We start from the raw sequence: 22,505 nt of genomic DNA, 5'->3' as shown, positions 1-22,505 counted from the left end.
AAAACAAATCACATAATGTTAAAAACAAACATGCGACTCCAATTTTTCACGATCTGCTGTGTTTTTTGAACATTGCCGACTTATAGGCAGTACTGAAAAAACCCCAAACAAGTACATTCATACTCGTTTGGGATTTCGTTTGTCATTTATTCTCTATTCAATTGCCACTCGTTACTTCGCCGTTTCGCTTTTTGTCTGATACGTAAAAATTTCAATATTGACTGTATCCTGCTGTTCTCCACTAGCGACAATTTTATAAGTATGGTTCACGCCATTTTGACCTGGTGTAAAAATAAAGCGGTATCCACTTGCTGCCGCCGGATTCCAGTGCGCCATTTCACCTGTTGTTTCATCCAGAATAGCCAGGCTGATTGTTGGGGTCTTATCTGTAGTTTCTTTTAGATCAATCGCTGCTGTTTCTCCTGGCTTCAAGACAAAGGAATTGCCAATCTGTAGTCCCTTGCTTCCGTCGCTGTCATCTGGTTGCTTAGGGAGCAACACGCTCCCCTTGAAAATAGGAGTCTGCACCTCCACCTTGTCATAGGCTGTTAGCGGTTTTGCCCCTACCTGTCCTCCAGCGTTTGTCTGACTGAACTCATACGTAAATTGCTGCGGCGCTACAACCTCCTCAATCACATAGGCTCCCCGCTTGATCAGCTCATTCATGAAAGCCTTATGGTCATACATGAAACGACTATCGGTGGTTTGGTAGTTCATCTCAAACGTGATTTGGTTCCCAATCAATTTTTCAATGACAGGATCATCCTTGTACGCGACTGCTTTATCACCGAAAGCAATCGTCACAGTCTGCCCGCCGATGGACATCGTTTTGTTTGTCATGCTGGCAATAGCCGATCCTTTTTCCTGCCATTTGAGCTCCACCTTATAGTAAGGCTCTGTGCGATTGAAATAATCTATTTTTCGCCCTTCCTTATCGATATACAAATTCCTCCATTTGACCATAACTCGATTCTTCTCTGTTGGAGAGGGAATGCCTAGCGTGCTTTGGACATTTTGTTCTAGTGTCTGCGCTGTATTGTAATAGGTTTTAATTCCACCGCTATATTCCGTAAGTGGTTTTGGTGCTTCTGCAAACACAACAGACGAGGTGAAGACTGCGGCAGCCCCGATCAAGATGGCTAGCAGGATACCTGAGAATGCTTTGCCACTTCCTGAATTTTTCCTCATAATGAGCCGAAACCTCCTGATTAACAGCTTTTTATGGTCGACCAAATGATTATTTAACGCAGGTGAAGCATTGGCAGCAAATTGTAAAATCATCTCACTGTAGCGTTTTTTCTCGACTGCCTTCATACGTTCCGTTATTTTTTCATCTACCGCATATTCGCAGGCTTCGCTCAAATTCGCCAAAGCCATATAAGAGAACGGATTAAACCAATGAACACTATTGATCCATACAGCCAAAAGCTTAAACCAAGCATCCTTTTGTCTGTAGTGAATCCATTCATGCCGTATCGCCATTTCATAATCGGCTCTGTCCATTTTCACGTTTGGCATCACGATCTTCGGCTTGATAAACCCGATTAGCATCGGCGAGGTCGCAGCGTCACTAACGACTACGTCCAGCTTTTCCACGCTGTCTATCCACTTGGACTCACGCAGTATTTTTCGTTTATACACGAAATACCCAGCAAGTATCTACACAGCGTAACGATAAAACCGCAAGCCCAGATGATCAGTAGCCATTGGTCAACGCTGAGACTCAGACTGCTATTTTCTTCAGTTGCTGTGGTCACTGGGTTGGAAGGTTGAGTTTGTTCAATAATCGTCTTGCTTGTCTCGACTACCGAGCCTTTTGCGCTGTCATCGGCGATGTTCTTTTCAAAAGACATGGAGTGGGAGTAAAGAGCTGGCACAGGTAATTGGAGTGGCAAAATAAACAGCAGCATTGCCGACAAGCAGGCGCCATAATACAAGCGTCCCCCATACTTGGCCGCAAGTCTTGCCTTGAAGAACATGAGCAAAAGGGTTGAAATACTCCCTGCCAGCGATGTCATCAGCAGCCATTTAATCATTTTCGTCAGCCTCGCTATTGATAAATGCCCGCAGCTCCTCAATGTCCTTTTTGGATAACTTCTCCGCCTGAAACAACGAACTGATTAGGCTTTTGGCAGAACCGTTATGTATCGTGTGCAAAAAGCTCTCTGTTTGCCTGTTCAAGTATTCCTTTTCCGTGATTGCCGCCCAATACTCGTGCGCATGGGAGCGTCCAAGCTTGACAGCATGCAGCGCACCCTTGTCGATTAGCCTGCCTGCCAACGTAAGAATGGTCGTCGGTTTTTTATCCGGCAGCTTTTCGCCAATTTCCTTCGTTGTCATTCTCCGCCCGCTTTCCCAAATCACCTGCATGATCTCCATTTCCGCTTTTGTAATGTTCATTTCAGGATAGATTCACCCCTTCGTTTCTACGTGTTGTTTTTTATTCTACGTCATGTAGAATCGAAAAGTAAAGCCAATAATACAAAAAAACCCAAACAAGTTGGCGTTACTTGTTTGGGGCAACGTATGCTAACTGAGCCTTATCTTCCTACTTGCTGTCCTTTTTTTCAAAAACATAATTTTGACTGTAAAGATTATCATCATGCAGGGCAATGATCAGGATGTCATAACGCTCGCTGGACAAGATGTTTTTCAAGCTGAATTCAGGATAATAACGATTGTCGTAAACCGTAAGCTTGTTGAAATTCTGCGCCAAATACGGCGTAATCGGGTTCATGAAAGAATCCTTCAGCAGCAGGACATTTAGCTGATTTCCAGCTTTCGGGTTCACATAGGTAATTTTCCGTCTGTCACCGCCAAAGAAGGTGCCATACGTAACTGGATTCTGCCCTTTTTTGTAGCCATAGAATTCGTTAAAGTCTCGAATCGTTTGGGTTCCATCCCCATTGATCACTTCGAATTTTTGAAAAGCGAACGGCACTTTCGGTTCATAAATCATCGTTCGATCAGCTGTTTGCGTATCGACTGCGAAGTTGCTTTGCCTGTTATAGCTGCCATCGAAGCTGCCTTTTTCAAATGTAGACACATCAATATCACTGAGGGACATTGGTTCCCCTTTAAAAAGCGTCGACCTTTTTGAGAGCTCGCGAATCATTTCTTGATAAGCCAGAAACGCGCCCTTGATATTCCAATGGTGATCCGTTTCCAAATACAGCTCTTCCAGCTGCGCGTTCGTAAAAGAGCCCCACTTGCTCCTTATATCCACAACGTTTACTTGTTTACCCAGCTTGGACAAGAAATAGTCTCTCGATCTGACATACGCATCCGTTTGCAAATAAGGTGGATACAAATGCATTAGCGATATCGTTCGGGACGGATTAAAGACGAAAAACGCTTCTGTTTTTTGTGCTTCGGCAAATGCTACTGCGTCTTTTAATTTTGCCGTTGCTGCGTCTATTTCGCTTGTATGAACGACCTTGTCGGGAACTGGCAAAATCCACTTGCTATTGATCAGCACCAGATTGGACACGACGCGTGAATCTGTTACGACCGTGCCATCCTCTGGCTTGTGCTGCGTAGAGTCGCGAAGCATGTTCTCGAACAGCATGGCGTTAAACAGCTTGGAATTTTGCTGCTTCTGATAAGCACTCACCATCTCATTTCGCAGCACGACCTGGTCATTAAAATACTGATTCATGTCTTCGAAAAACCGAGGTGTGGTAACAGCCTCCAAGCTGACATCAGGCAGCCCGCTCAGCTTTCTGTTTTCAATCGCCGAAACTTCTTTATGCGGTGAAAAGCCACTGGCAATGGCGAACCCAAAAATAATCGTTAAAAAAGCGACCATATAAGCAATTGAAGCCGATTTACTCATTACGCTACTCCTCTGGCTGAACTAGAATCGGAAATACAAGAATGGGTTATACGTTGAATTAATCAAATACAAGATGACTTCTGCAAAAAGGAAGCAGTGGAACAACAGGGCAAACGCAGTTTGTGCGCCTGCGAACGGCTTTCCCCATTGCCATTTTTGCAGCTTGGGAAATACAGGTGCGGCAATGAGTATCGCGATGGCAAACTGAATCCAGTTCATCGATAACAGCGCAAGCGCCTGGGAATCGAAAAGCTCGTTTCCGCGTGTATGGAACATGGCCCCGATGTAATCCGCTGCATACCCAAAGTTGTCGGCACGGAAGAACACCCACCCGATCATGACCAAAAGCAGCACGACAACGTGGTTTAAGGGATAAATTCTATACAACAGCTTTTCCAGACCGGCTTTTTCCAAAGCTATCAGGACACCGTAGTAGACTCCCCAGGCAATAAACGTCCAGCTGGCTCCGTGCCAAAACCCTGTCAGCGCCCACACGATCATTAAGTTCCGATAAATTTTCCACGGTGCCACTTTGCTACCGCCGAGCGGGAAATAAACATAGTCCCGGAACCAACTGCCAAGCGAGATGTGCCAGCGCCGCCAAAACTCGGAGACACTTTTGGAAATATACGGATAGTTGAAATTCTCCGCGAACTCGAAGCCAAACATTTTGGCAAGCCCAATCGCCATATCACTGTAGCCCGAAAAATCATAATAAATCTGCAACGTATAGGCAATAATTCCAATCCAAGCCGCGCCGGTTGAAAGGTCCACCGTCGACGTAGCGAACACAGTGTCTGCTACGTAGCCTAGAGGGTTGGCCAAAAGCACTTTTTTCGCTAGACCCAATATAAATCGCTTGATCCCCTCTGCGAATTGGATGGATGAAAATACACGTTTGCTGAGCTGCTCGGCGATCGAGTTGTAGCGAATAATCGGACCTGCTACAAGCTGCGGGAAAAACGTGATATAGAGCGACAAATTGAACAGATTTCGTTGTGCTTTTTCTACTTTCCGGTAAACATCAATTAGATAGCTGAGTGCGTGGAACGTATAAAAAGAAATACCGAGCGGCAGCGGCACAGGTGTCACATGAATATTTGTTTGCAGCGTCTGATTCACTACATCTACAAAGAAATTCGCATACTTGAAAAAGCCCAGAAGCCCGATATTGGCAATGATCGCGAGCGTTAAGGCTGTCTTTTTCTTTTTCAGATGTCCATCCGCCCGATCGATCCATATCCCGAAGCCATAGTTCATGATGATGGATACGATCATGAGAACGATGTACCTCGGCTCCCCCCAGGCGTAGAAGATCAAGCTGAAGATCAGGAGAACAGCATTTTTATATCGAAACGGAACAGCAAAATAGAAGGCAAAGACAAGCGGCAAAAAGAAAAACAAAAAACTGATGGAACTGAAGACCAAAGTAATTTCCTCCTGGTGTCGGCAATTCAACTATTTGCGCTAACGAACATGGAAAAACTCATGAAAGTAGACTGAGAAGCTTCCATGAGTCTCTTAGCATTTTATTGGTAGATAGGCTAGAAAAACAATAGGTAGAGAAGATTCGACACTATTTTTATTTTTCCTTCCAGAAAATCCAAGATTAGACATGAAAAGTATAAGTAGGTTTTTGAAGAATCCCATGCAATGAAAAGATTAACTTCAGGAATGCCTGACAGTATGACGTCAAACCTTCGTGAAAGGTTACGGTTTTGCATGTTTGGAATTGGCTAGGCTGAGAAACTCGAGTTAGTAGGCTTTTGTTATATAATTATATATGGAGCAAAAAGAACCCCAGATGAGTTTTGAGTACTCATCCGGGGCATTTCTTCATTTTTACTGTTTTCTAGTTGAACGAAGTGGCTCATACATATCAGCAACAACTTTGTAAGAATCTACATCTGGTAGCTCATAACTTTCACCAATAAACAATTCTTCCCAAAGCCATACAAAGAAATCTCTTGCATTAGGCGGGAGGTCAAATGGTGGAAGTAGCGATTCAAATACACCTACAAAATCAACAGCAGGTTTCGTTAAATAGTAGCTAAGTGCTAATTTTGCTTTTTTCTTTACCACTTCCTCAAGGCTATGAAAATGTTCGACAAGTGTTTCTCTAATGACTGCTTTATATTGTGCCTCTGTCCGTAATTCTACATTTTTGTAGTGTTCAATGGCCTCGTTGTCATCAGCCAGCCCTGTGATTGGAACTAAAAATTCATCCAAAAAATGTGGGTTTACTACTTTCATGTTTATTCCTCCAATGCGGCTTTGTTAAGCGTGATCAAAGTAGTTCCGTTTGGAGTCTTAGTGTAAGACTCTATTCATCCATATACGTATATTTTTCTGGATTTAATACATAGTCACGTGTAAGAACACAATCATCTGTATCAAATGACACCGTCACTGTTCCAGTTGCATGAATACCTAATTGACAATAACCTTTAGGCCAGTCTAGTACTCCGCCAAGATGATATTGATATGCCTCAAGCTCTAGAGACTCCCCCCAGCTTTTTGTTAACTTTAAACAATTCTCATGGTCGATCTTAATAAAGTCTTTTCCGTTTGGTTGATATAACGAAACCTCTAATAGACCGGAAGTCAAACCTTCGAAGCTGACAGTAGCAATTCCAGATACATAATAATCATTGGTGTTTTGTGTCTCTATAAATGAAAGACCCCATACTTCGATCGCTATTGACGCTGGTAGTTCTCTATGACCGTAGAAGAATAATGTCGCTTCCGTAAAATCTACTAGATCAAATAGTTTACCAGTGACATCGAGTACTTTTTTAATTTTTGCTCACCCTTTCTGTAGTCAAAGTATCTTTAAAGGACTATTCCTGGACAATTATCTCCCGCCCGCCAAAATTAAGGTACATGGTGCGAGGTGAGTGGGTATAATCTTGGGTCGAAAAAGAAACCTTGAAAGGCATTTTCGCCAATCAAGGTTTGCATTGCAATACTTTATCGCGGCTATTTCACTTATCAAGCTCTGAACAAATTACTGAATTATCACTTAGGGACGAGGTCAGTGATAAATCCATTGACAATAATGCAATCAAAGTCTTAGTCACTTTCGAAAAAATCGAATCACTAGAACCGATCAAACTATGAGCCCCAATAACAAATGTTAAGTTACCCGCATACTGCCAATTTGATTCGAGGATCTTTTCTTTTGCAGAATTAATAATTGAATTGGCATAATCGGAGGGGATACCCGAAAAAATCTCTTCGTGTAGTTCAATCTCCGAATTGTATGAAGGTCCATTACTATCATTTAATTTTATGTTTACTAACAATTCTGAGGTTTGATTTGGTACAAATTCAACGCCCAGCAATGCATAATATGAACTATTCCTTGGTAACTTCAACTCCAGTGCTAGTTTTTTGTTTTCTGAAACTACAGGTTCATTTAACTGCAATGAAAATTTTGTCTCATGATCTATATCCCTCGGAAGCAAAGGTAATTCATTTTTCCATAATACAGCCTTTCTATATTTGCCCAAATCGAAAAAAACTTTCACTTTGTTAACCCCCAAAACTTAAACCACGAAAATTAATTTCTCCAGGCATAGATTTAATAACATCATATGCTCCTGTTTTCCCCATCCCCTGAGACGTATTTTTCAACGTTCCCGCTAAAGCACCAGGGGCAGGAGCTGCCAATCCTAGATCAGGAGCATCCCCATGATTAATACCAACCGCAGTGAAATGATTTTTACTATTATCCTTTCTTTTGTTGCATTACTTAACAAATTGTACAAAAAACTTGATGAGATTTAATTTATCCATAAAGGCAAACTTTAGATCTTCATTTAAATTCCCTTAAATCCCCATATAAGTCCTACGGAAATTTAATGATAAACCAATTTTACATTCCTACTAAGGAATACTTCCATCAATTGTTGGAAAAAAGCGTTCCTCTCATTCAACATACTATTTTCGTTATGCAAATGAAGAACATACGGTGGTGTTGCACCAAAACCTCCGCAAAGACAATCCTCAAGGCTCTTTAAATCAAACCCATAATAACCACCAGGACCATTAATAGCCTCTCCTAGGGCGCAAAAGAATGAAGAAGAATCTGTTATGCTTCCTGCATCTATATCATATTCTCCATTTTGCTGGTCTTGGGTACTTGAACTTGTATTTTTGTTGTTATATAGTCGTGCAACCTCTAACCACCCACTCCTTTGTGTTGTTGATAATGGTGTCCATAAGTTTCGCTCAGTTAGTGGTGATCTTCGCATCTCCCAGATCTCCAAACTTTCTTTTGATGCCACTTGTAATAATGTTCCTATCAATTCAAGCTCAATTAATCCTTCTCCAAACCCAGTCTTATGAAAAAAGATCGGCTCTCTTAAATAAAAATAGTATGAACCAATTGAACACCCCTCATAATTTAGTATGGTTACATATATATTATTTATATATGCTTTTGTTGTCTGACAATACTGCCTAAAGTCATCTCTATATTGAAAATCTAGTAGAGTAATTTTATGAAAGATTTCTTCAGCTATTTCCACAGTGCTATTCCCCATTAACCCTGTAAGATCAGAGCCAATTCCAATGACCATATCACTTTCAGCATCTATTAAAGAATATTTTTGTATCATTTAGCCTCCTTAACCTCCAAATTATTTATCTCCATCTGCATACTATGAGCTCTAGGCTTAGTATAGTCATGATCTATAACATATCCTAGTTTCCCGTCAGGACGCTTAAAAACCATCGTTTCATATTTCTCGAATAGTTGTTAAATAAACCCTGTTCTCCTCCCTAATTGGCTTTTTAGTATGAGGTCTGTTTACATTTATTTCAATTTCATTAATTACGGGAAAAACTGAGAAAACAAAGAATTTATCCATAGAACACAGTAGGATGGTAGCTGAAGAATCTAAGGGTATTGATAGGATCGAATGATCATAACGGGTGCTATGTGCATTTTAATAGCACATTACTTGATCAACTCAGCTCGTTAACTTGTTGATGAACTTCTTCTCAATTCATCAACATTTACTACATTCTCCCTCCTAGAGTCACTTTTCTGTTCATAAGAAAACGTGGAAAGAGGTCCAAGTCTTAAATCAATGTTGTTTAGTGTATCTTAAAAAAATTTCAAACGGAGAATTCACTCTTTTTTCGATACTTATTCCTGTGATTCCGTAGATGGTAACAAAAACCCCAGACAAGCATAAACAGAATTGTGACCTTTGGCGGATCACAGACTCAGGTTACTCACTTGTTTGGGGCTTAAATTTAATAATCTCCAGGGTCTGACTGTTTCATATCAAATACGTTTTAAATGCTCAAAATAATCTCCTAATAATAATCTATTTCTTTTCCCATCTTTCATTATTTCTTGAACATAAGTCATTTTCTCATTTAAAATACCTTTTATTTCATCAACAATAAGATATCTTTTTAAAAGAGATTCTGCCATCATTAAATCTGTTTCTTCCGTAAAATCATTTCTCCTGATAACTGTTAACAATTCATCCTTCATACTTGCTATTAGTTTATCTGAGCATTTAGGTAAAAAGTAAAAACAAAAGTAATTAATAAAATTCGAGTCTTTGTCTAATAAATCTAAATGTGGGATTATTAAGTTTTGCAATGATAATAAATAATTTGAAATAGTTTCAGCAGCTTCTTCTAAATGTGCATTTTGATAGGTATCTAACAAATCTATCAAAAAGGGAATTTGTTCTTCAATTTCATTATTATCCATTTCCATTATTTCTTTAGCTTGATTTAATTTTTTGAGTAAATCTTCAAAAGTATCCATGATAATTAATCCTCCACTCTATTATTCCTTCTTGTTTACCCATTTACTATACGATCCTATTATTTTTAACATCTCAGTAGTTTCTATCTTTCGTAATTCTATTTATAACAAACCGTCAACTCAATTCGATTATCCTCTCGATTATAAATAATCCTATCAACCAATGTCTTCAAAGCTTTATTCTGATCTTCAGGTGTTGCCACTGAACTCCACTTCCCTTTAAATTTTCCAATCCGCTGATGTATATCATCCACGGTTGGAAACTCACTTTCATCTGTTACTACTTTTCGCAAATCACGAAGTTCCTCTTCCAACTTTTGAATCATCTTAGACCGAACCTCTTTCCTCTCCACATAAACCTGCTTAATGATTATGTCCTCTTCATACGACTCATGCAGCTTTTCCATTGCCCTTTTGTGTTTCATTAGTTCCTGCTCTTTTACCTGAATTATTGCCTTTGTGTTGTTAAATCGATTTCCGTGAAGTTCTATTTCACGCAAGATATTCGGATCTACATGTATGATTCGTTCAAACAAGGCATTGTAAAAGTCATCGTCCAATACTTTACCCTTCTTCTCACATTGGCTACCGTTCTTATATGTGTGAACGCATAACACACTCCAATACTCTCCACGTTTAGATTTCGTTTTCCACAAGTCATATATTCAAAGATAAATATCACTTATAATTAAACGACTCACAGTAAGTTTGACCAGCTTTTACGAAGTTGGTATTTTATTTTCTGACAGCCAACTACATTTTTTAATTGCCACAAACATACATCGTCGTTTTCTTCTTCCAAATCGTAAATATTCCTTAGTACGATAATCACCGTTTTCCTTCTATACAAAAGAAACCCCAAACAAGTAGTTGAGTACTCATTTGGGGTAAAAATTTCATTAGATTATTTATTACTTTTCTCAGATTGATAGATCACAAATATCTTGCCAGTTATCTTTCGCCACTCATCAAGGTTATTCCTTTAGGAAGTAAATCAATCAAATACATTGTTATCCTCTTCCGCTGTAAAGAAGATAAAAATAAATATAGCTGCTTACTACACATTATGGTGAATATTTTAATACATAACAAAAAAATCATCGTCCACTATACCATCAAAATTCAGTAAAATTTCATAGTACCCTATATTTTTATTTTGATACCTGATTGGAATATATAATTTTACATGATTATAATCCAATTCAGGATAATTCAGGTAACTAATTGAGATAGATTCAACCTTTAAGTCAAGTTGGGACTTATCAAAATTTGCGAAGTACTCTTCATATTCAAGAGGATACTCAATTTTGTAGTTTTCAAGATTCAGCCAGAAACCATCAAAAGCTTTTTTTTCTGCATCATACTCCAATACCCATTTTTTAAGATCCGAAGCACTAAACAATAGCTCTTCCCCCTTTTATTAATGTGTTTTTTCAAACACCTTCCAAATATAGTGACTTGTTTTTTCATCATAATCCCCTAAGAGTCTATAAGCCCCTCCTTTTCCCTTTATTTTCACTTCATACATGTACCCTTTAATACCGTTACCAGATAGTCGTTTGATGCCATTCATACCCTCAGCACCTACAAACCCCTTGGACATAGAATTAACAAACTTTTTAACTCCCATTTCTCCAAGCGTGTCCTTCATTTCTTTAAATGCCGCTCGTTGAATCCATGACTTTACAATTGAACCTGCTGCTCGAGCTTCTCCTTGTGGAGTAAACAAGCTTGCAACAAACAGCCCATTCTGTAATTTAGTATCATCTTCAATCTTAAGATTATGGTCTAAATCATTGACGACACTAAGCAATTCGTCTCTTTCCCATTTGTCCATACTTCCAATTGAAAAAACATCACTAGCAGCTTCTGTAACTTTTTTTGTACCATTTAAAAACCCGCCGATTCCACTATTCATTTTTGTCCTTATCTCTTCTGCTCTTGCATGAATAGCTTGTCTTTCGCTATTAGTTTCCGCAAAATGATATAAAATAGTGAGATCAAGAAGGTAGTTTTGTACAGCATAACTATAACTTGAATCACTTTGTTGCCAATGCCCCGTAGGATCCACAAACCTCAACGGATTATTACTCACATACGTATACCTGTTAAGCGACAACGGATTATCCACCGCACCCTTATACGTATCCTCCGATATAAACCGCCCTACCTTCGGATCATAATACCGTGCCCGCAGATAGTAGAACCCTGTCTTCTCGTCATACGGCTCTCCACTGTACTGATACGGGTTGGACATCCCCTCCGTTTTCGAGATGACGTTGCCCCAGGTGTCGTATGCATAGCTGTTCAGCTCTTGGCCAGTGCCGTCCGAGATAGCGACGACATCGCCGTGGCTGTTGTAGTGGTAGTATCCGCTCTTGCCTGTGCTCAAATCTTTGCGCAGCACGAGCTCATTGCCCCAGATGTTTCGGGCCTTGGAGGCATTGGCAGCGTCGAGCTCCTCGATGACTTTGCCACTCAAGTAGACATACTTGGTTTGGATGCCATTCTCGGTCTTGCTCGCGCGAAGGCCGTCTCCATAATAGGTATACGTCGAAGTGTCGCCTGTTGTTTCATTCACGACACTGCGCAGACGATTTCGCTCATCGAATGTGTACGTGGAGCTACCTGTCTCTGTCGGCAGGGTGCCGGCGAATGCCGAGCGGTTTCCACGTCCGTCATAGGAGTAATCATTCGTCGTTCCTGGAATGACTTCCTTGGTCAGTCGATCAATTTTATCGTAGGTATATTGATGTGTTTTCGCATTGCGCTGGATGGACACAACATTGCCAAACGAGTATTGATTGGACTCTGACCAGATCGGTGCTTGATTTTTTTCATGTGTGACTGTCGCCACTTGTCCAAACGAATCGGCTTTTCGCTTGTTGATGCGGCCGTTCGGGTACTTCGCCTGATAGCTGTCCCCCGTAGTGTCTACCTGGTAGCTGTATTCGATTTTACCTGTCACAGCACTGTTTACTTCTTTTAAACGTCCAGCTGCATCATACAAATAGGTCACGACAGCATTGTCCGGGTACGTCAAGGAATCCATGAGGTCATCCCGGTCTGTGTATCCCATCTGGTACACTCGTCCAAAAGCGGTCTGAGTCTTGAACCGCAGAAACGGATCGTAGGTGTATGATACTTCGCGGTAGTTGCTCATGCCTGTACCCAAATCTGTTCCGTTGCTGTTCGTTTCTTTTTGAATCAGGGAGGTGTTCGGGACGTATTCTTTTGTCTCCAAATTCATGATTTTGCCTGCTGCGTTTGTGGAGGTCAGGCTGGCCAGCTCGTTAAACGGCGTGTAGGCGTAGAGGTGACGAATGCCTGCTTTGTCTGTAAACGTATGCGGTGTACCATTCCGATTGTAACGATACGACTCGGTCGCTCCCGACGGAACATCCTTTTCACTAATCTTCCAGGAGAGAGCATTGTAGTGATTGCGGGTCGTCAACAGCTGATTTTCCGTTACCGTTACCAGATTGCCGAGTGTATCGTACTCGTACTGGTACTTGTTTTGCTCGGGATCGAGCAGGTAGACGAGCTTGCCGTCGTTGTTTGAGCGGTATTCCCATACGCGACTTTTGCCTGTCTGATCTTTTTCTGTCTTGCCGATTACTTGGTCAAAATCGTTGCGAGCGAGCTGTGTCGTTCTGCTCTGGCTGCCATCACCTGACCGCATTCCTTCTTTTTCCAGCTGGCCGTGGCGGTCATAGTATTGTGTGGTTTGCAGTCCGTTTGGCTCGATGCTCACACCAGTCCGAGCAGGGACATAGTTTACCCCATCGTTTTGCGTATTGGCTGCCAGAAACACCGTAGTGCCGATTGGATCTGTTTTTTTCCACACCGTTCCATCTGCATTATAGACGTAGCTGGTCGCCCGTTCGTTTAAGGCATACGGTGCGCTGGACAACAGATGGTTTCCATCCAGCGAATACGTATTGTACAAAAGCGGACGAACGGTACCGTCTTTTCCAATCTGTCCCTTGTACTCTACTTCTCCGTATGGCGTAAAATGAGAAAATTGTTTCGTGCCATCTGGCAGCGTCATCGTTACTTTTCTCGTCGTATCGTCATAATCATACGTCGTTGTTCGGGTCTGATCTCGGTTGGTCACGAGCTCCTTTGTCCGGCGTCCGAGCAGGTCGTATTGGTACTGGACGTAGATTTCATCCGGGTACATGCGGTATAGTAAGCGACCCATTCCATCGTAATGGAAGTAGTGATACAGCTGTTCATTTACACCCGTGGAGGTCTCCACCTGCATGGTTATCTCTCGCGGATACAAGGAAAAATCGTCATAGGAATCGATGCTCTGTGTAATCGTCTTGGCATCTGGACCTGTACTCGTTTCCGTAATTGTTTTGAGTAGCTTGTCTTGATAGCTGAAGGTACGGTTCACTTGCTCCTGTCTGGTAGCTGTGCCATCTGGATAGGAATCCACGATCTTTTCGGTTGCAACCAGCCTGTTGCTTCCGTACGTATAAGTCTCTTCATGATAATGATTCGGATTGCTGGCCGCTGTTTTCTTCACCTTGGATGGCACACGCAGCGTGGAGAGACTGCTCGGGAATACGTATTCGGTTGTGGTCTGGTTTCCTTTTGGATCGATTTCCTTGGTGACATCTCCATACACGTTGTAGCCGTACTCCATGATTTGCGCATAACGACCCAGCCTTGCCTTGACTTTAGACAAGCCGCTATCTGTAGGAGCGAGCAAGTATTGATATACGTCCGAATCCGCAGTAATGGAGCTTGGGCGTCCCATAAAGGAGTACACATGTGTCGGCTGTGTCTCTCGCTGATTGTACATATAGCTCGTATAAGAGGCAGGAGCATAACAATACGTTTTCCCGTCTTCTGTCAGGGTAAGCGCACCTTGGATCGTATCTGAATCAGCACCATTTCCTACAAAGGTCTTCACCGATTGCAGCAAAAAGTTGCGATCCGGGTTGACGATAAAGGTTTTCTCTACACTCGGCAATCCGTCCTGAATGCTTCTCGTAACGACCCTGGAGCCATCTCGGTTGATCGGCTGATTGGCAAAGCGCACAGAGGCTGATTTCGGTGATTTCCATACTTCTTTATTAGTCTGTGGATAATACTTGGTGTACGAGTACCATCCTGTCGTTGCTTGATCCGGATGCGGTGTCTTGGCAAAACGGAAATTGACCGCGGTCACAGGATGATAGCTCATGTACGTCAATGCTTCTTTATCCAAATAGAGACGCACCAGCCCTTGATTCAAAAATCCTGGAACATCTGGCTGATACAAGCTGTACGTATAGCTCATGGACAAGCCTTCCACTGGATAGTCGACCTGCTTCAAAAGCTTGTAGTTCACTTTTCCCTTCTTGGTTTTATCGACATTCGTATATTCCGTCGACTCCAGCCCATTGTCATCGAAATTGATTAGTTTGTTCGGAGCCGCAAAGGAATAGGTCGGCTGCAGATTGTATTCACTCACTCCGTAAACAGATGGACTGTGATACGCATACTCGGCAATGATTTTGCTATCTGTCCCCGTCACGCTGTATTCTCTTACCTGATCCTTGTTTGTATTTACAGTCCACTCATAGACAAGATGCTTCAGCAACGTTTTTTGGGAGCTGTCCTGATAGACTTTCACTACGGTATTCACTGTACTGTTATCAATTGTAATCAGACGCCCGACGCTATCTGTGATCTCGGTCGGCCATCTCGTATCTTCGTTAATTCTGTAGCTGATCGAGTCTCCGTACGCATTCGTCTTTTTCACCAAAAACGTATGATACAGCTCGTCTTTATAATAGTGGGACTCTTCGCCAAAATCATAAGTGATGCCGTTTTTCTCCAATGTCACCACATGATTGGTCCCGAATTCACCGTACCCCTTTTTATACTTGCTCATCGAAATGCCCTGGTACGGGGTATTCACCCAGTCTCCTACTGTAGAGGAAGACTCCAGCACGGTTCCGTCATCTAGGGTGAAGACATATCGTTTGCCCTCACCTTCGTATGCACAATTGTATTTGGAGGTGTCATCATAATATCTGCACCACGCATTTGATTTATAGATTTCTTCAAACCGGGGCAAATTGAGCTTCCAGCCAATCGGCAAAAAATTCTTCTCCTGATACCTGGAGGGGACATTTATATTTTTACCGCTGTTCGAATAGTAAAACTCCTCAGTCAGTGCTTCCAAGGAAGAGTAGCTGCGCTCAAGGGTAAAATCCAGCCCGTGCTTCCCTTCCAACTGAATATCAAGCTCTCTCACATTGGCCGTTCGATACAGCTCATCCACCGGGTTGTCCGTATTCGAGCGTTTGTACTGGTACGTCAAGCCCTCTGGGTCATACATCGCGTCCGGGATACTCGCCAGTGCTGAGGTGGTTGACGGCTTTTCAGTCTGCTTCGGTGGAAGCGGATTCGCTTCTGATGCAGATAAAACCGCGCCAAGCTGCGGCAGAATGTTCTTCAGCTGCTCCTTCTTTGCTAGCGGCATTGCCTGGATACGCTTCGTGATGTCATCGTCATTCCACTTGTATTTCTCTACCTGCTCGTTATGGGACAAAAAGCGATCCACAGAAGGATAAAAATACGCAGCGAATTGAATCAATGCGGGATCAGCGGTCTGGTACAGCTTCCATACCTGTTCAGACTGCAGTGTATCCCAATCCAGCTGCTTGATTTCCTCTTTCGTATACGTCGTTTTTTCGTCAGGCTGAATGTTTTCTTGCTTGTCCTTTGCTTGCAGTGCAGTCTGGTAGGCAGAAATCCAGTCTTTTGTCGTTCCAACCTTTGCTCGATCTGTGGCTGGCTTTTGTGACAGGCTACTGCCGGCTTCTGCATAAACGGTCGTGGGCAGTAAAAGCGAGCCGATCAACAGCATGTTTATCGTTTTCTGAGTCCAACGTGTAAGTCGCATCGATTTCCCTCCTTATTTTTATTGATGAACCTGTTTTTTGATGAGATTTCCGTTGCCATCGTAGGTGAATTCCGTCAAAATCGTGCCGTTTTGCTTGATTTGCACAAGCTGTCCTTTTGCGTTGTACACATACTCCACTCCGAGATAACGGGCGCTTAGCCGGGCATGGACAGAGTTATTGCTGCCGCCAGTCAAAACGACGTAGTAATCCTTGCCTTTTTGCAGAGGCAGGGTGACTTTAGAAAAGGGCGGCTGACCTCCGTCATCATTTGCAGCGAGCAATTGCGTCTGTGCATAGTCCTCATATACCCCGAGCCATGTATTGCTAGTTCCCTCTGCTGAATTTCCCCCATAGTAGCTCGTAAAAATGTCAAAGCTTCCGGTAGCTGGCGCGGTCAGCTTCACGATTTTTTTGACTCCGGCAGCAAGATTGATGTCTTGTGGCGTCGTTACATACAAGCTTTCTGTGTCTGTAAAGGAAATGGCGAACGGATTGGTCACCAGATCAGCGACGACTCCTGCCACTTTGGCTTTCGGAATCGTGATCGTTACGTTTGGGACACTGTGCTTGCTCTCATGAGACAGTGCTTTGCCTCCAAACTGGACTGTAAGCTGCTGGCTGCTCGTACGCGTCACAATTGGCTGTAGTCCTGCTGGCAAATTGTTTACCGTAACACTTGCGGCAGCATCCGTTGCAAACGTACCCGCAGCGAGGTTGATCACCTGCTTGTCGGTAATCGTGCCATCGTTTGCTGTCGATTCACGAATCGTAGCAGAAGCGACTGTTGCCTTTGTATCCAAAGCGGCGGTCAGTCTCGCATGCACGCCTTTTGTCTTGTCAGCCGAAGTGAGGTAGACGTAATACGAAACTCCAGCCACCAGATCTACTTTCATCTCGGAGAAAAGGGAGCCATCTGTCGCATCGTCATTAAATTCGAGCAGTGCTGACAGCTGCTCGTCCGAAAACAGAAACAGCGCGGTATCCGTTGTTGCGCCAAATCCCCCGTAAGGACCTGTATAAAAGCGATAGGTTCCCGTCACTGGTGCTGTAAATTTGTACGCAGGCGCTTCTCCTAGCGGCAGGCTGACATCAATGGGCGAAGCGGCGCTCAACGTTTTCGTCACTTTATCAAGCCGCAGCCAGTAAGTGTCTGTCGTGCTGAAATGCTTGTTAAAGCTGAATACGGTCATGTAGTAGGTCGTATTTGGCTTGACCTGAAAGCTAACCGTTTCTTCTCCCCCTAATTGCTCCGTTGCGCTGATATCAACTACCGTGCTGGGACCCTCTGTTACCAGGAGGTCGTAATCCTTTGTTTTCGGAACTGTCAATTTCACCGTCAACGATCCGGTTAACGCCCCTGAGTCAAAGCGATATACATCCTTGTCTGTGCTTGTAGAAAGCTTGGACTCGTAGTAATTCCCGCTTGTAATCGGGTAGCTGGTTGCAAAGTCATCATTTGGTTCAAACGGATCGATGGCAGGATCGATGGCGAGCAAGGTCGCGTTTTCGCTTGCTTTTCCTTTTGCTTGCTGATTTGACTCAGCTAATTTTGGACCAAGCTCAGGAAGCAGCTCCGCCCAATAGCCTGCCACTGCTCGATCATACTCAGCTTGCAAATTCCTGATTTGCTCTTTTTGTGCCAGTAGCTGTTCATCTGTCGTAGGCTGCTGCTTGTGCAGGTCTTTGGCCCGCTCAAAATAAGCGGATGCTTGCTGCAAGATCTGATTCGCCAGCTTCTCGTTTCCTTTTCGGATAGCAACAGCCTGGAAAAACTCTAGCGTCTGATGCAGCCCCAAAATCTCCTGATCCATCTGCGAAATTTCATCCATGGGGGCCTGGTCCTGTGCCGCTGTCGTCACTCCCTCAGGCATCGAAAAGACAGCCAGAATCAGCAGGATCAACACCAAGACGGAAATTCTTTCTCTCATGTACGTTTCACCACTTTCTTTTCTGTTTTTTGCTCACGTATTTCCTCATGCGTCTCGTTCTCGTCGCTCTCTTTTTCCACTCCTCCTTTTCTCAGCATGGATTGAATGGACATTCGCGCTTGCTTCCAAACGCACATCCATTCTCAAAACAGAACAAACGTTCCTATTCAGTTGTACAAACATAATAAAGTACAAGTTTCTTGTTAGTCAATCATAAAAAATAAAATCATCATACAATCTTTTCTTTTTCTCTCTCTTCTAGTACAATATAGTTGTACATCCTCTATGGAAGGACTGGCTCGCTCATGCTATCCCAGCGCTTGCGCATAGCCCGTAAGGCAAAAGGTCTGACCCAGGAAGAGTTGGCAGAGCATGTCTGCACAACAAAAGGGACGATCAGCAACTATGAAAACAATCACAGCACGCCGCCTAACGATATGCTGCGGCAGTTGGCAGATATACTTGAGGTCACGACGGATTGGCTGCTCGGTCGAACAAACGATGTAATAGCAAACACCGCTGCATCAGCTTCCCTGGCTAAGGAACAGCGTTCTTTGGACGAGCTTTTGCAGGAAAAAATCGACGACCCGGATGACTATTACTTTTTGGATGGTTATCTGGAGGCATCTGAAGAAGAGAAAAAAGAGATTCGTCGTTACTGGTACGATTTGAAAAAGCAGCTGAAGGTACGTCAGGTACGAGAAACAAGGCCGCCTTCTTTGTTCGACATAACGGAAGATTTGAAAAAAAAATAACCCCATTGCGGGGTTTTCTTTCACGGCCAAAACAGAACGTACGTTCCATTTTTATTGGTATGGGAGGCGGAACACTGGATGTTTCTACCTTTTTTTCAAGAAATCTGCGAGCCGCAGACCTGGATGGAGAGCCGGGTGTACATGCTTCTACGACACTTGGGCATGGAGGAGCCCGAGCAAATCGATCTGCATCGTTTATGCGAGACATACGGCATCGAAATTATTGAAATTAACGGCCGCAGCAGAGCTCATGAGCATCCAACACTAAAAAACAGGTACATCATTGCTGTCGATGAGCGACTAGAGCCTGCTTACCAAAGAGTCAAAATCGCACACGAGCTGGGGCATTTACTTTTGCATGAGGGTGTTCAGCCTCAAAGCACTACATGGATGATCGATTGGCAGGAATCACAGGCAAACCACTTTGCTGAGCATCTGCTGCTGCCCTTTTTCATGATCAGTCCACTCTTGGCAGATTGCTCCCGTTTCGATGCACCCGCTCTGCTGGCACAGCGGTTTCGCGTCCCGCTCTCGATGGCAAGCAGACGATTCGACCGCGTCCTCGCTCGCTTGCACGCAAGGGGCGTACCTGTTTTTTGGTAAGTCCAGCCGCTTAAGAAAAGGAGGCCATTGACTAAAATGAAGCACATCTTCGTCGCAGGAGATGCCTACAGCACTCATTTTTTTGATCTGGCAATCGGAAATGACGAAGAGCTTTCTCTTTATCCTGCCATTCAGGTCGCCAGCTACCATGTAGCTAATTTTGCGCTCATTATGCGCGACTCGGGGCTCAGTGGACTCGGCATACTTGCGGGAGATGCCTTGCTGATCTCCAATTTTTCGATGGAACCGATTAAGGACAGACCCGTTCTAGTCAGACAGGAAGGGCAATTTATCGTTCGCATCGCGGCTGATGTCAATCCGGTAGAGTGTGTGTTTACGACCACCAACGAGGACGATGAGCCCCTCATCCTCCCTTCTGAAAACATTCGGATCACAGGCGTTGTCAGCGGAATCATTTCCCAGCCACACCCATGACCTCGCTTCTTATCCAATCCTTCAACGCTGCAGCTGTTTGCTGCCATTGCTCCTGCGGGGTGATGGCAGCCGGCTGATCTCCGTCCTGCTTCCCGTAGCTGCCAAATTGAGCGTGATTGCCTCCTTCAATGGACATATACTTCGTATTTTCCGGTAAATATGTTTTTCCCAGCTCAAATTTTTCCTGATTCACAATCCCATCGCGCGATCCCAGAAGTGATAAGACAGGGATTCCTGCCTCCTTTAAGCTTCCTTGTTTGTCCGGATAAGCTCCGAGTAAATAAACACCGCGAATCCGATCCGTATGTGCGGGGGCATAACGAGCAGCCATCGCTCCACCTAGAGAGTGCCCACCGATGACAAACGTCTGCTTCGGATAGGCTTTTAACACCTGATTGGCCCGTTCCATATCGCTCACTGCCAAATTTAATGGCATTTTTGCAATGAATACTCGATACCCTGAGCCAGCAAGCGATCTGGCGAGTGGAGCGTAGCTTTCCGGTTTAACCAGAGCGCCTGGATAAAAGATAATACCGGGATCATGCGATTCTCCGCCTTCAAAAGCAATCCAGTCACCTGTATTCATGACCGTGATCCCTTCTCCTCCCTGCATAGCCACAGCAGCTGCCTGATCAGGCTCATACGGGCGTAAATACCATATCGCTGTACAGGCAGCAAGCAATACCGCCAATACGATAATCTGAAACCAACGTTTCCGATATCGACTCATCCGTTTATCACCATCCGTTCCCAGCTATCTGCTTCTTATTATGTCTCCTTTTTCCGTTGCATGTGCGTGTTTGTATGAAAAGATTCATTTCATCCCAGCTTCGTCACTGTAAAATAAAAGGGCGAAACGCGATTTGCGCTTCACCCTTTTTCCTTTTGCCTTTCGCGGAAACGGCGGACCTTCATCAAATTTCCGCACATTTTATCATCGCACCAGCGTCTTACCCGATTGCGGCTCTCATCAAAAAAGACCCACTTACAATCGTCATTATGGCAAATTTTGATCCGGCGCACATCCTGGCTCGTCAAAAGCTGTGCAAAGGATTCCGCTATTCGTCCTTGTATGAGCGCCCATCCCTCTGCTTTGCTTATCTGCTCCAGGCGATAGCCTTGTCCTTCTTTGTCTTCTGCTACCCGCATGCAAGACGGCACCAAAGCCAATGCGTGATTCAATGCATCTACATCTTCCTGTGGCGCGGCTTCACCGCTGACCACTGCTTCTACGATTCTGCGCATTTGTTCACGAAGCCGCAACAGTGACAGCCTGACCTGTTCATCCGCTGGAGCTGGCGGCGTCAGCTTCCATTGGTGAAAAAAGTTCTCCAGCCACTCCTGCTTATCCAGTCGATTTTCTCTTTTGCCTGAACCCCGCCAATCTCGCCAATCACTATTTAAAAAGTCAATGCAAAGCCACTCCACTACTGCTCCCCCGTTCGTTGCATGTCCTCTCAAGAACCTCTTGTATGGAAACCGAGGATATGGTATGTTTTTCCTTGTAACGACCAAAATGAATTTTGTAAGTTACAACCATTATCATCCTTAGAGCCATTATACCGCCTACTTATTTCGTTTCACAGACGAGGAGGATGCACATGAACAGGATGGAATTACTGCTGCACGAATGGAAATGTACCTACGACAAAGAAGATTGGTACCCACCGCTAAGAGATGCTCTGACCGGACTTTCCGCTGCACAGGCCAGCTGGCGCCCTGATGGCCTAGCCGCTAACACCATCTGGGAAAATGTCAGTCACCTGTTATTTTTCAAGGAGCGGCTCTTGCATCGTTTGCAAAATACCGAGTTCCCCCTATCCGCCGAGACAAACGATGACACCTTTACTCCCTCAGGCGGTCCAGATGATGAAGAGGCATGGCAAGCCACCGTTGCTCGCATGGAGCAAGTTCATCGTCAAATACATGAAAAGCTCGCCTCGCTCACCGAAGATGCTTTTGACCAACCGCTGCCCAGTATTCCTTTAGGTCAGAGTGTGATGAGCATCGTACTTCATGATGCCTTTCACACAGGACAAATCGTGCAAATCCGCAAGCTTCAGGGAACATGGCCAGAAAAACGCTCATTTTTATAGAGGTACCATCATGGAAACTACCGTCTACGCATCTATGGACGGTAGTTTTCTTTTATTAATTCAACCTATTTCTTGTCACTATGCGTCAATCGTACAAACCTTTATCCTTTCAGCACCGTATCCTGAACATATATTAGATAAAGGAGTTGTT

The 22,505-nt window shown here is 43.8% G+C and carries 19 protein-coding genes; 4 read left to right on the top strand and 15 right to left on the bottom strand.

The genetic code is table 11. The annotated features are described in order from the left end of the window. Positions 1-171 precede the first annotated feature (171 nt). The 13 genes from C3B52_RS28245 to C3B52_RS28185 form a co-directional block, all read right to left on the bottom strand. A complete protein-coding gene (locus C3B52_RS28245) occupies positions 172-1,596 on the bottom strand; it encodes a M56 family metallopeptidase (RefSeq protein WP_103109710.1) in 1,425 nt (474 codons plus the stop codon). Positions 1,597-1,601: 5 nt separating this feature from the next. After that, a complete protein-coding gene (locus C3B52_RS28240) occupies positions 1,602-2,036 on the bottom strand; it encodes a hypothetical protein (RefSeq protein WP_103109709.1) in 435 nt (144 codons plus the stop codon). Beyond that, entirely contained in the window at positions 2,029-2,400 is a 372-nt protein-coding gene (locus tag C3B52_RS28235; RefSeq protein WP_103109708.1) for a BlaI/MecI/CopY family transcriptional regulator, read from the bottom strand. Before C3B52_RS28235 ends, C3B52_RS28240 begins: the two co-directional genes overlap by 8 nt. 148 nt (positions 2,401-2,548) lie before the next feature. Next, positions 2,549-3,835, bottom strand: a complete 1,287-nt coding sequence (locus tag C3B52_RS28230; protein ID WP_103109707.1) for a DHHW family protein — start codon at positions 3,833-3,835, stop codon at positions 2,549-2,551. Positions 3,836-3,856: 21 nt separating this feature from the next. Then, positions 3,857-5,263, bottom strand: coding sequence for an MBOAT family O-acyltransferase (locus C3B52_RS28225; RefSeq protein WP_103109706.1), 1,407 nt, complete (start codon positions 5,261-5,263; stop codon positions 3,857-3,859). 414 nt (positions 5,264-5,677) lie between these two features. Further along, positions 5,678-6,088 carry a hypothetical protein gene (locus tag C3B52_RS28220; RefSeq protein ID WP_103109705.1) on the bottom strand — a complete coding sequence of 137 codons (411 nt, stop codon included), beginning with the start codon at positions 6,086-6,088 and terminating at the stop codon, positions 5,678-5,680. Positions 6,089-6,819: 731 nt separating this feature from the next. Continuing rightward, entirely contained in the window at positions 6,820-7,365 is a 546-nt protein-coding gene (locus C3B52_RS28215; protein WP_103109704.1) for a hypothetical protein, read from the bottom strand. A 330-nt stretch (positions 7,366-7,695) separates the two neighbouring features. Continuing rightward, positions 7,696-8,457, bottom strand: coding sequence for a barstar family protein (locus tag C3B52_RS37575; RefSeq protein ID WP_103109703.1), 762 nt, complete (start codon positions 8,455-8,457; stop codon positions 7,696-7,698). Between the two features lie 674 nt (positions 8,458-9,131). Further along, a complete protein-coding gene (locus tag C3B52_RS28205; protein WP_103109702.1) occupies positions 9,132-9,629 on the bottom strand; it encodes a hypothetical protein in 498 nt (165 codons plus the stop codon). 98 nt (positions 9,630-9,727) lie between these two features. Further along, positions 9,728-10,189 carry a hypothetical protein gene (locus tag C3B52_RS28200; protein WP_164684980.1) on the bottom strand — a complete coding sequence of 154 codons (462 nt, stop codon included), beginning with the start codon at positions 10,187-10,189 and terminating at the stop codon, positions 9,728-9,730. 518 nt (positions 10,190-10,707) lie between these two features. Beyond that, positions 10,708-11,031: a hypothetical protein gene (locus tag C3B52_RS28195; RefSeq protein ID WP_103109700.1), complete on the bottom strand. Its 324-nt coding sequence runs from the start codon at positions 11,029-11,031 to the stop codon at positions 10,708-10,710. Positions 11,032-11,049: 18 nt separating this feature from the next. Then, positions 11,050-16,536: an RHS repeat domain-containing protein gene (locus C3B52_RS28190; protein ID WP_103109699.1), complete on the bottom strand. Its 5,487-nt coding sequence runs from the start codon at positions 16,534-16,536 to the stop codon at positions 11,050-11,052. An 18-nt stretch (positions 16,537-16,554) separates the two neighbouring features. Then, on the bottom strand, positions 16,555-18,465 hold the full coding sequence (locus C3B52_RS28185; protein ID WP_103109698.1) for a hypothetical protein: 1,911 nt from the start codon (positions 18,463-18,465) through the stop codon (positions 16,555-16,557). A 305-nt stretch (positions 18,466-18,770) separates the two neighbouring features. On the opposite strand from C3B52_RS28185, the gene C3B52_RS28180 reads away from it, so the two are divergent. From C3B52_RS28180 to C3B52_RS28170, 3 genes are all read left to right on the top strand, one after another. Further along, positions 18,771-19,220, top strand: coding sequence for a helix-turn-helix domain-containing protein (locus C3B52_RS28180; RefSeq protein WP_103109697.1), 450 nt, complete (start codon positions 18,771-18,773; stop codon positions 19,218-19,220). Positions 19,221-19,298: 78 nt separating this feature from the next. Further along, positions 19,299-19,823: an ImmA/IrrE family metallo-endopeptidase gene (locus tag C3B52_RS28175; protein ID WP_103109696.1), complete on the top strand. Its 525-nt coding sequence runs from the start codon at positions 19,299-19,301 to the stop codon at positions 19,821-19,823. A 36-nt stretch (positions 19,824-19,859) separates the two neighbouring features. After that, positions 19,860-20,258: a hypothetical protein gene (locus tag C3B52_RS28170; RefSeq protein ID WP_103109695.1), complete on the top strand. Its 399-nt coding sequence runs from the start codon at positions 19,860-19,862 to the stop codon at positions 20,256-20,258. Here C3B52_RS28170 and C3B52_RS28165 read toward each other — a convergent pair. Continuing rightward, a complete protein-coding gene (locus C3B52_RS28165) occupies positions 20,236-20,988 on the bottom strand; it encodes an alpha/beta fold hydrolase (RefSeq protein ID WP_103109694.1) in 753 nt (250 codons plus the stop codon). The two genes, C3B52_RS28170 and C3B52_RS28165, sit on opposite strands and share 23 nt — an antisense overlap. Positions 20,989-21,128: 140 nt before the next feature. Further along, a complete protein-coding gene (locus C3B52_RS28160) occupies positions 21,129-21,719 on the bottom strand; it encodes a CGNR zinc finger domain-containing protein (protein ID WP_235615887.1) in 591 nt (196 codons plus the stop codon). 140 nt (positions 21,720-21,859) lie between these two features. On the opposite strand from C3B52_RS28160, the gene C3B52_RS28155 reads away from it, so the two are divergent. Beyond that, positions 21,860-22,354: a DinB family protein gene (locus tag C3B52_RS28155; RefSeq protein WP_103109692.1), complete on the top strand. Its 495-nt coding sequence runs from the start codon at positions 21,860-21,862 to the stop codon at positions 22,352-22,354. Positions 22,355-22,505: the final 151 nt, after the last annotated feature.

The sequence above is a fragment of the Brevibacillus reuszeri genome (assembly GCF_002897295.1).
Lineage (GTDB): Bacteria > Bacillota > Bacilli > Brevibacillales > Brevibacillaceae > Brevibacillus > Brevibacillus reuszeri_A.
This window is presented reverse-complemented; position numbering and strand designations above follow the sequence as displayed.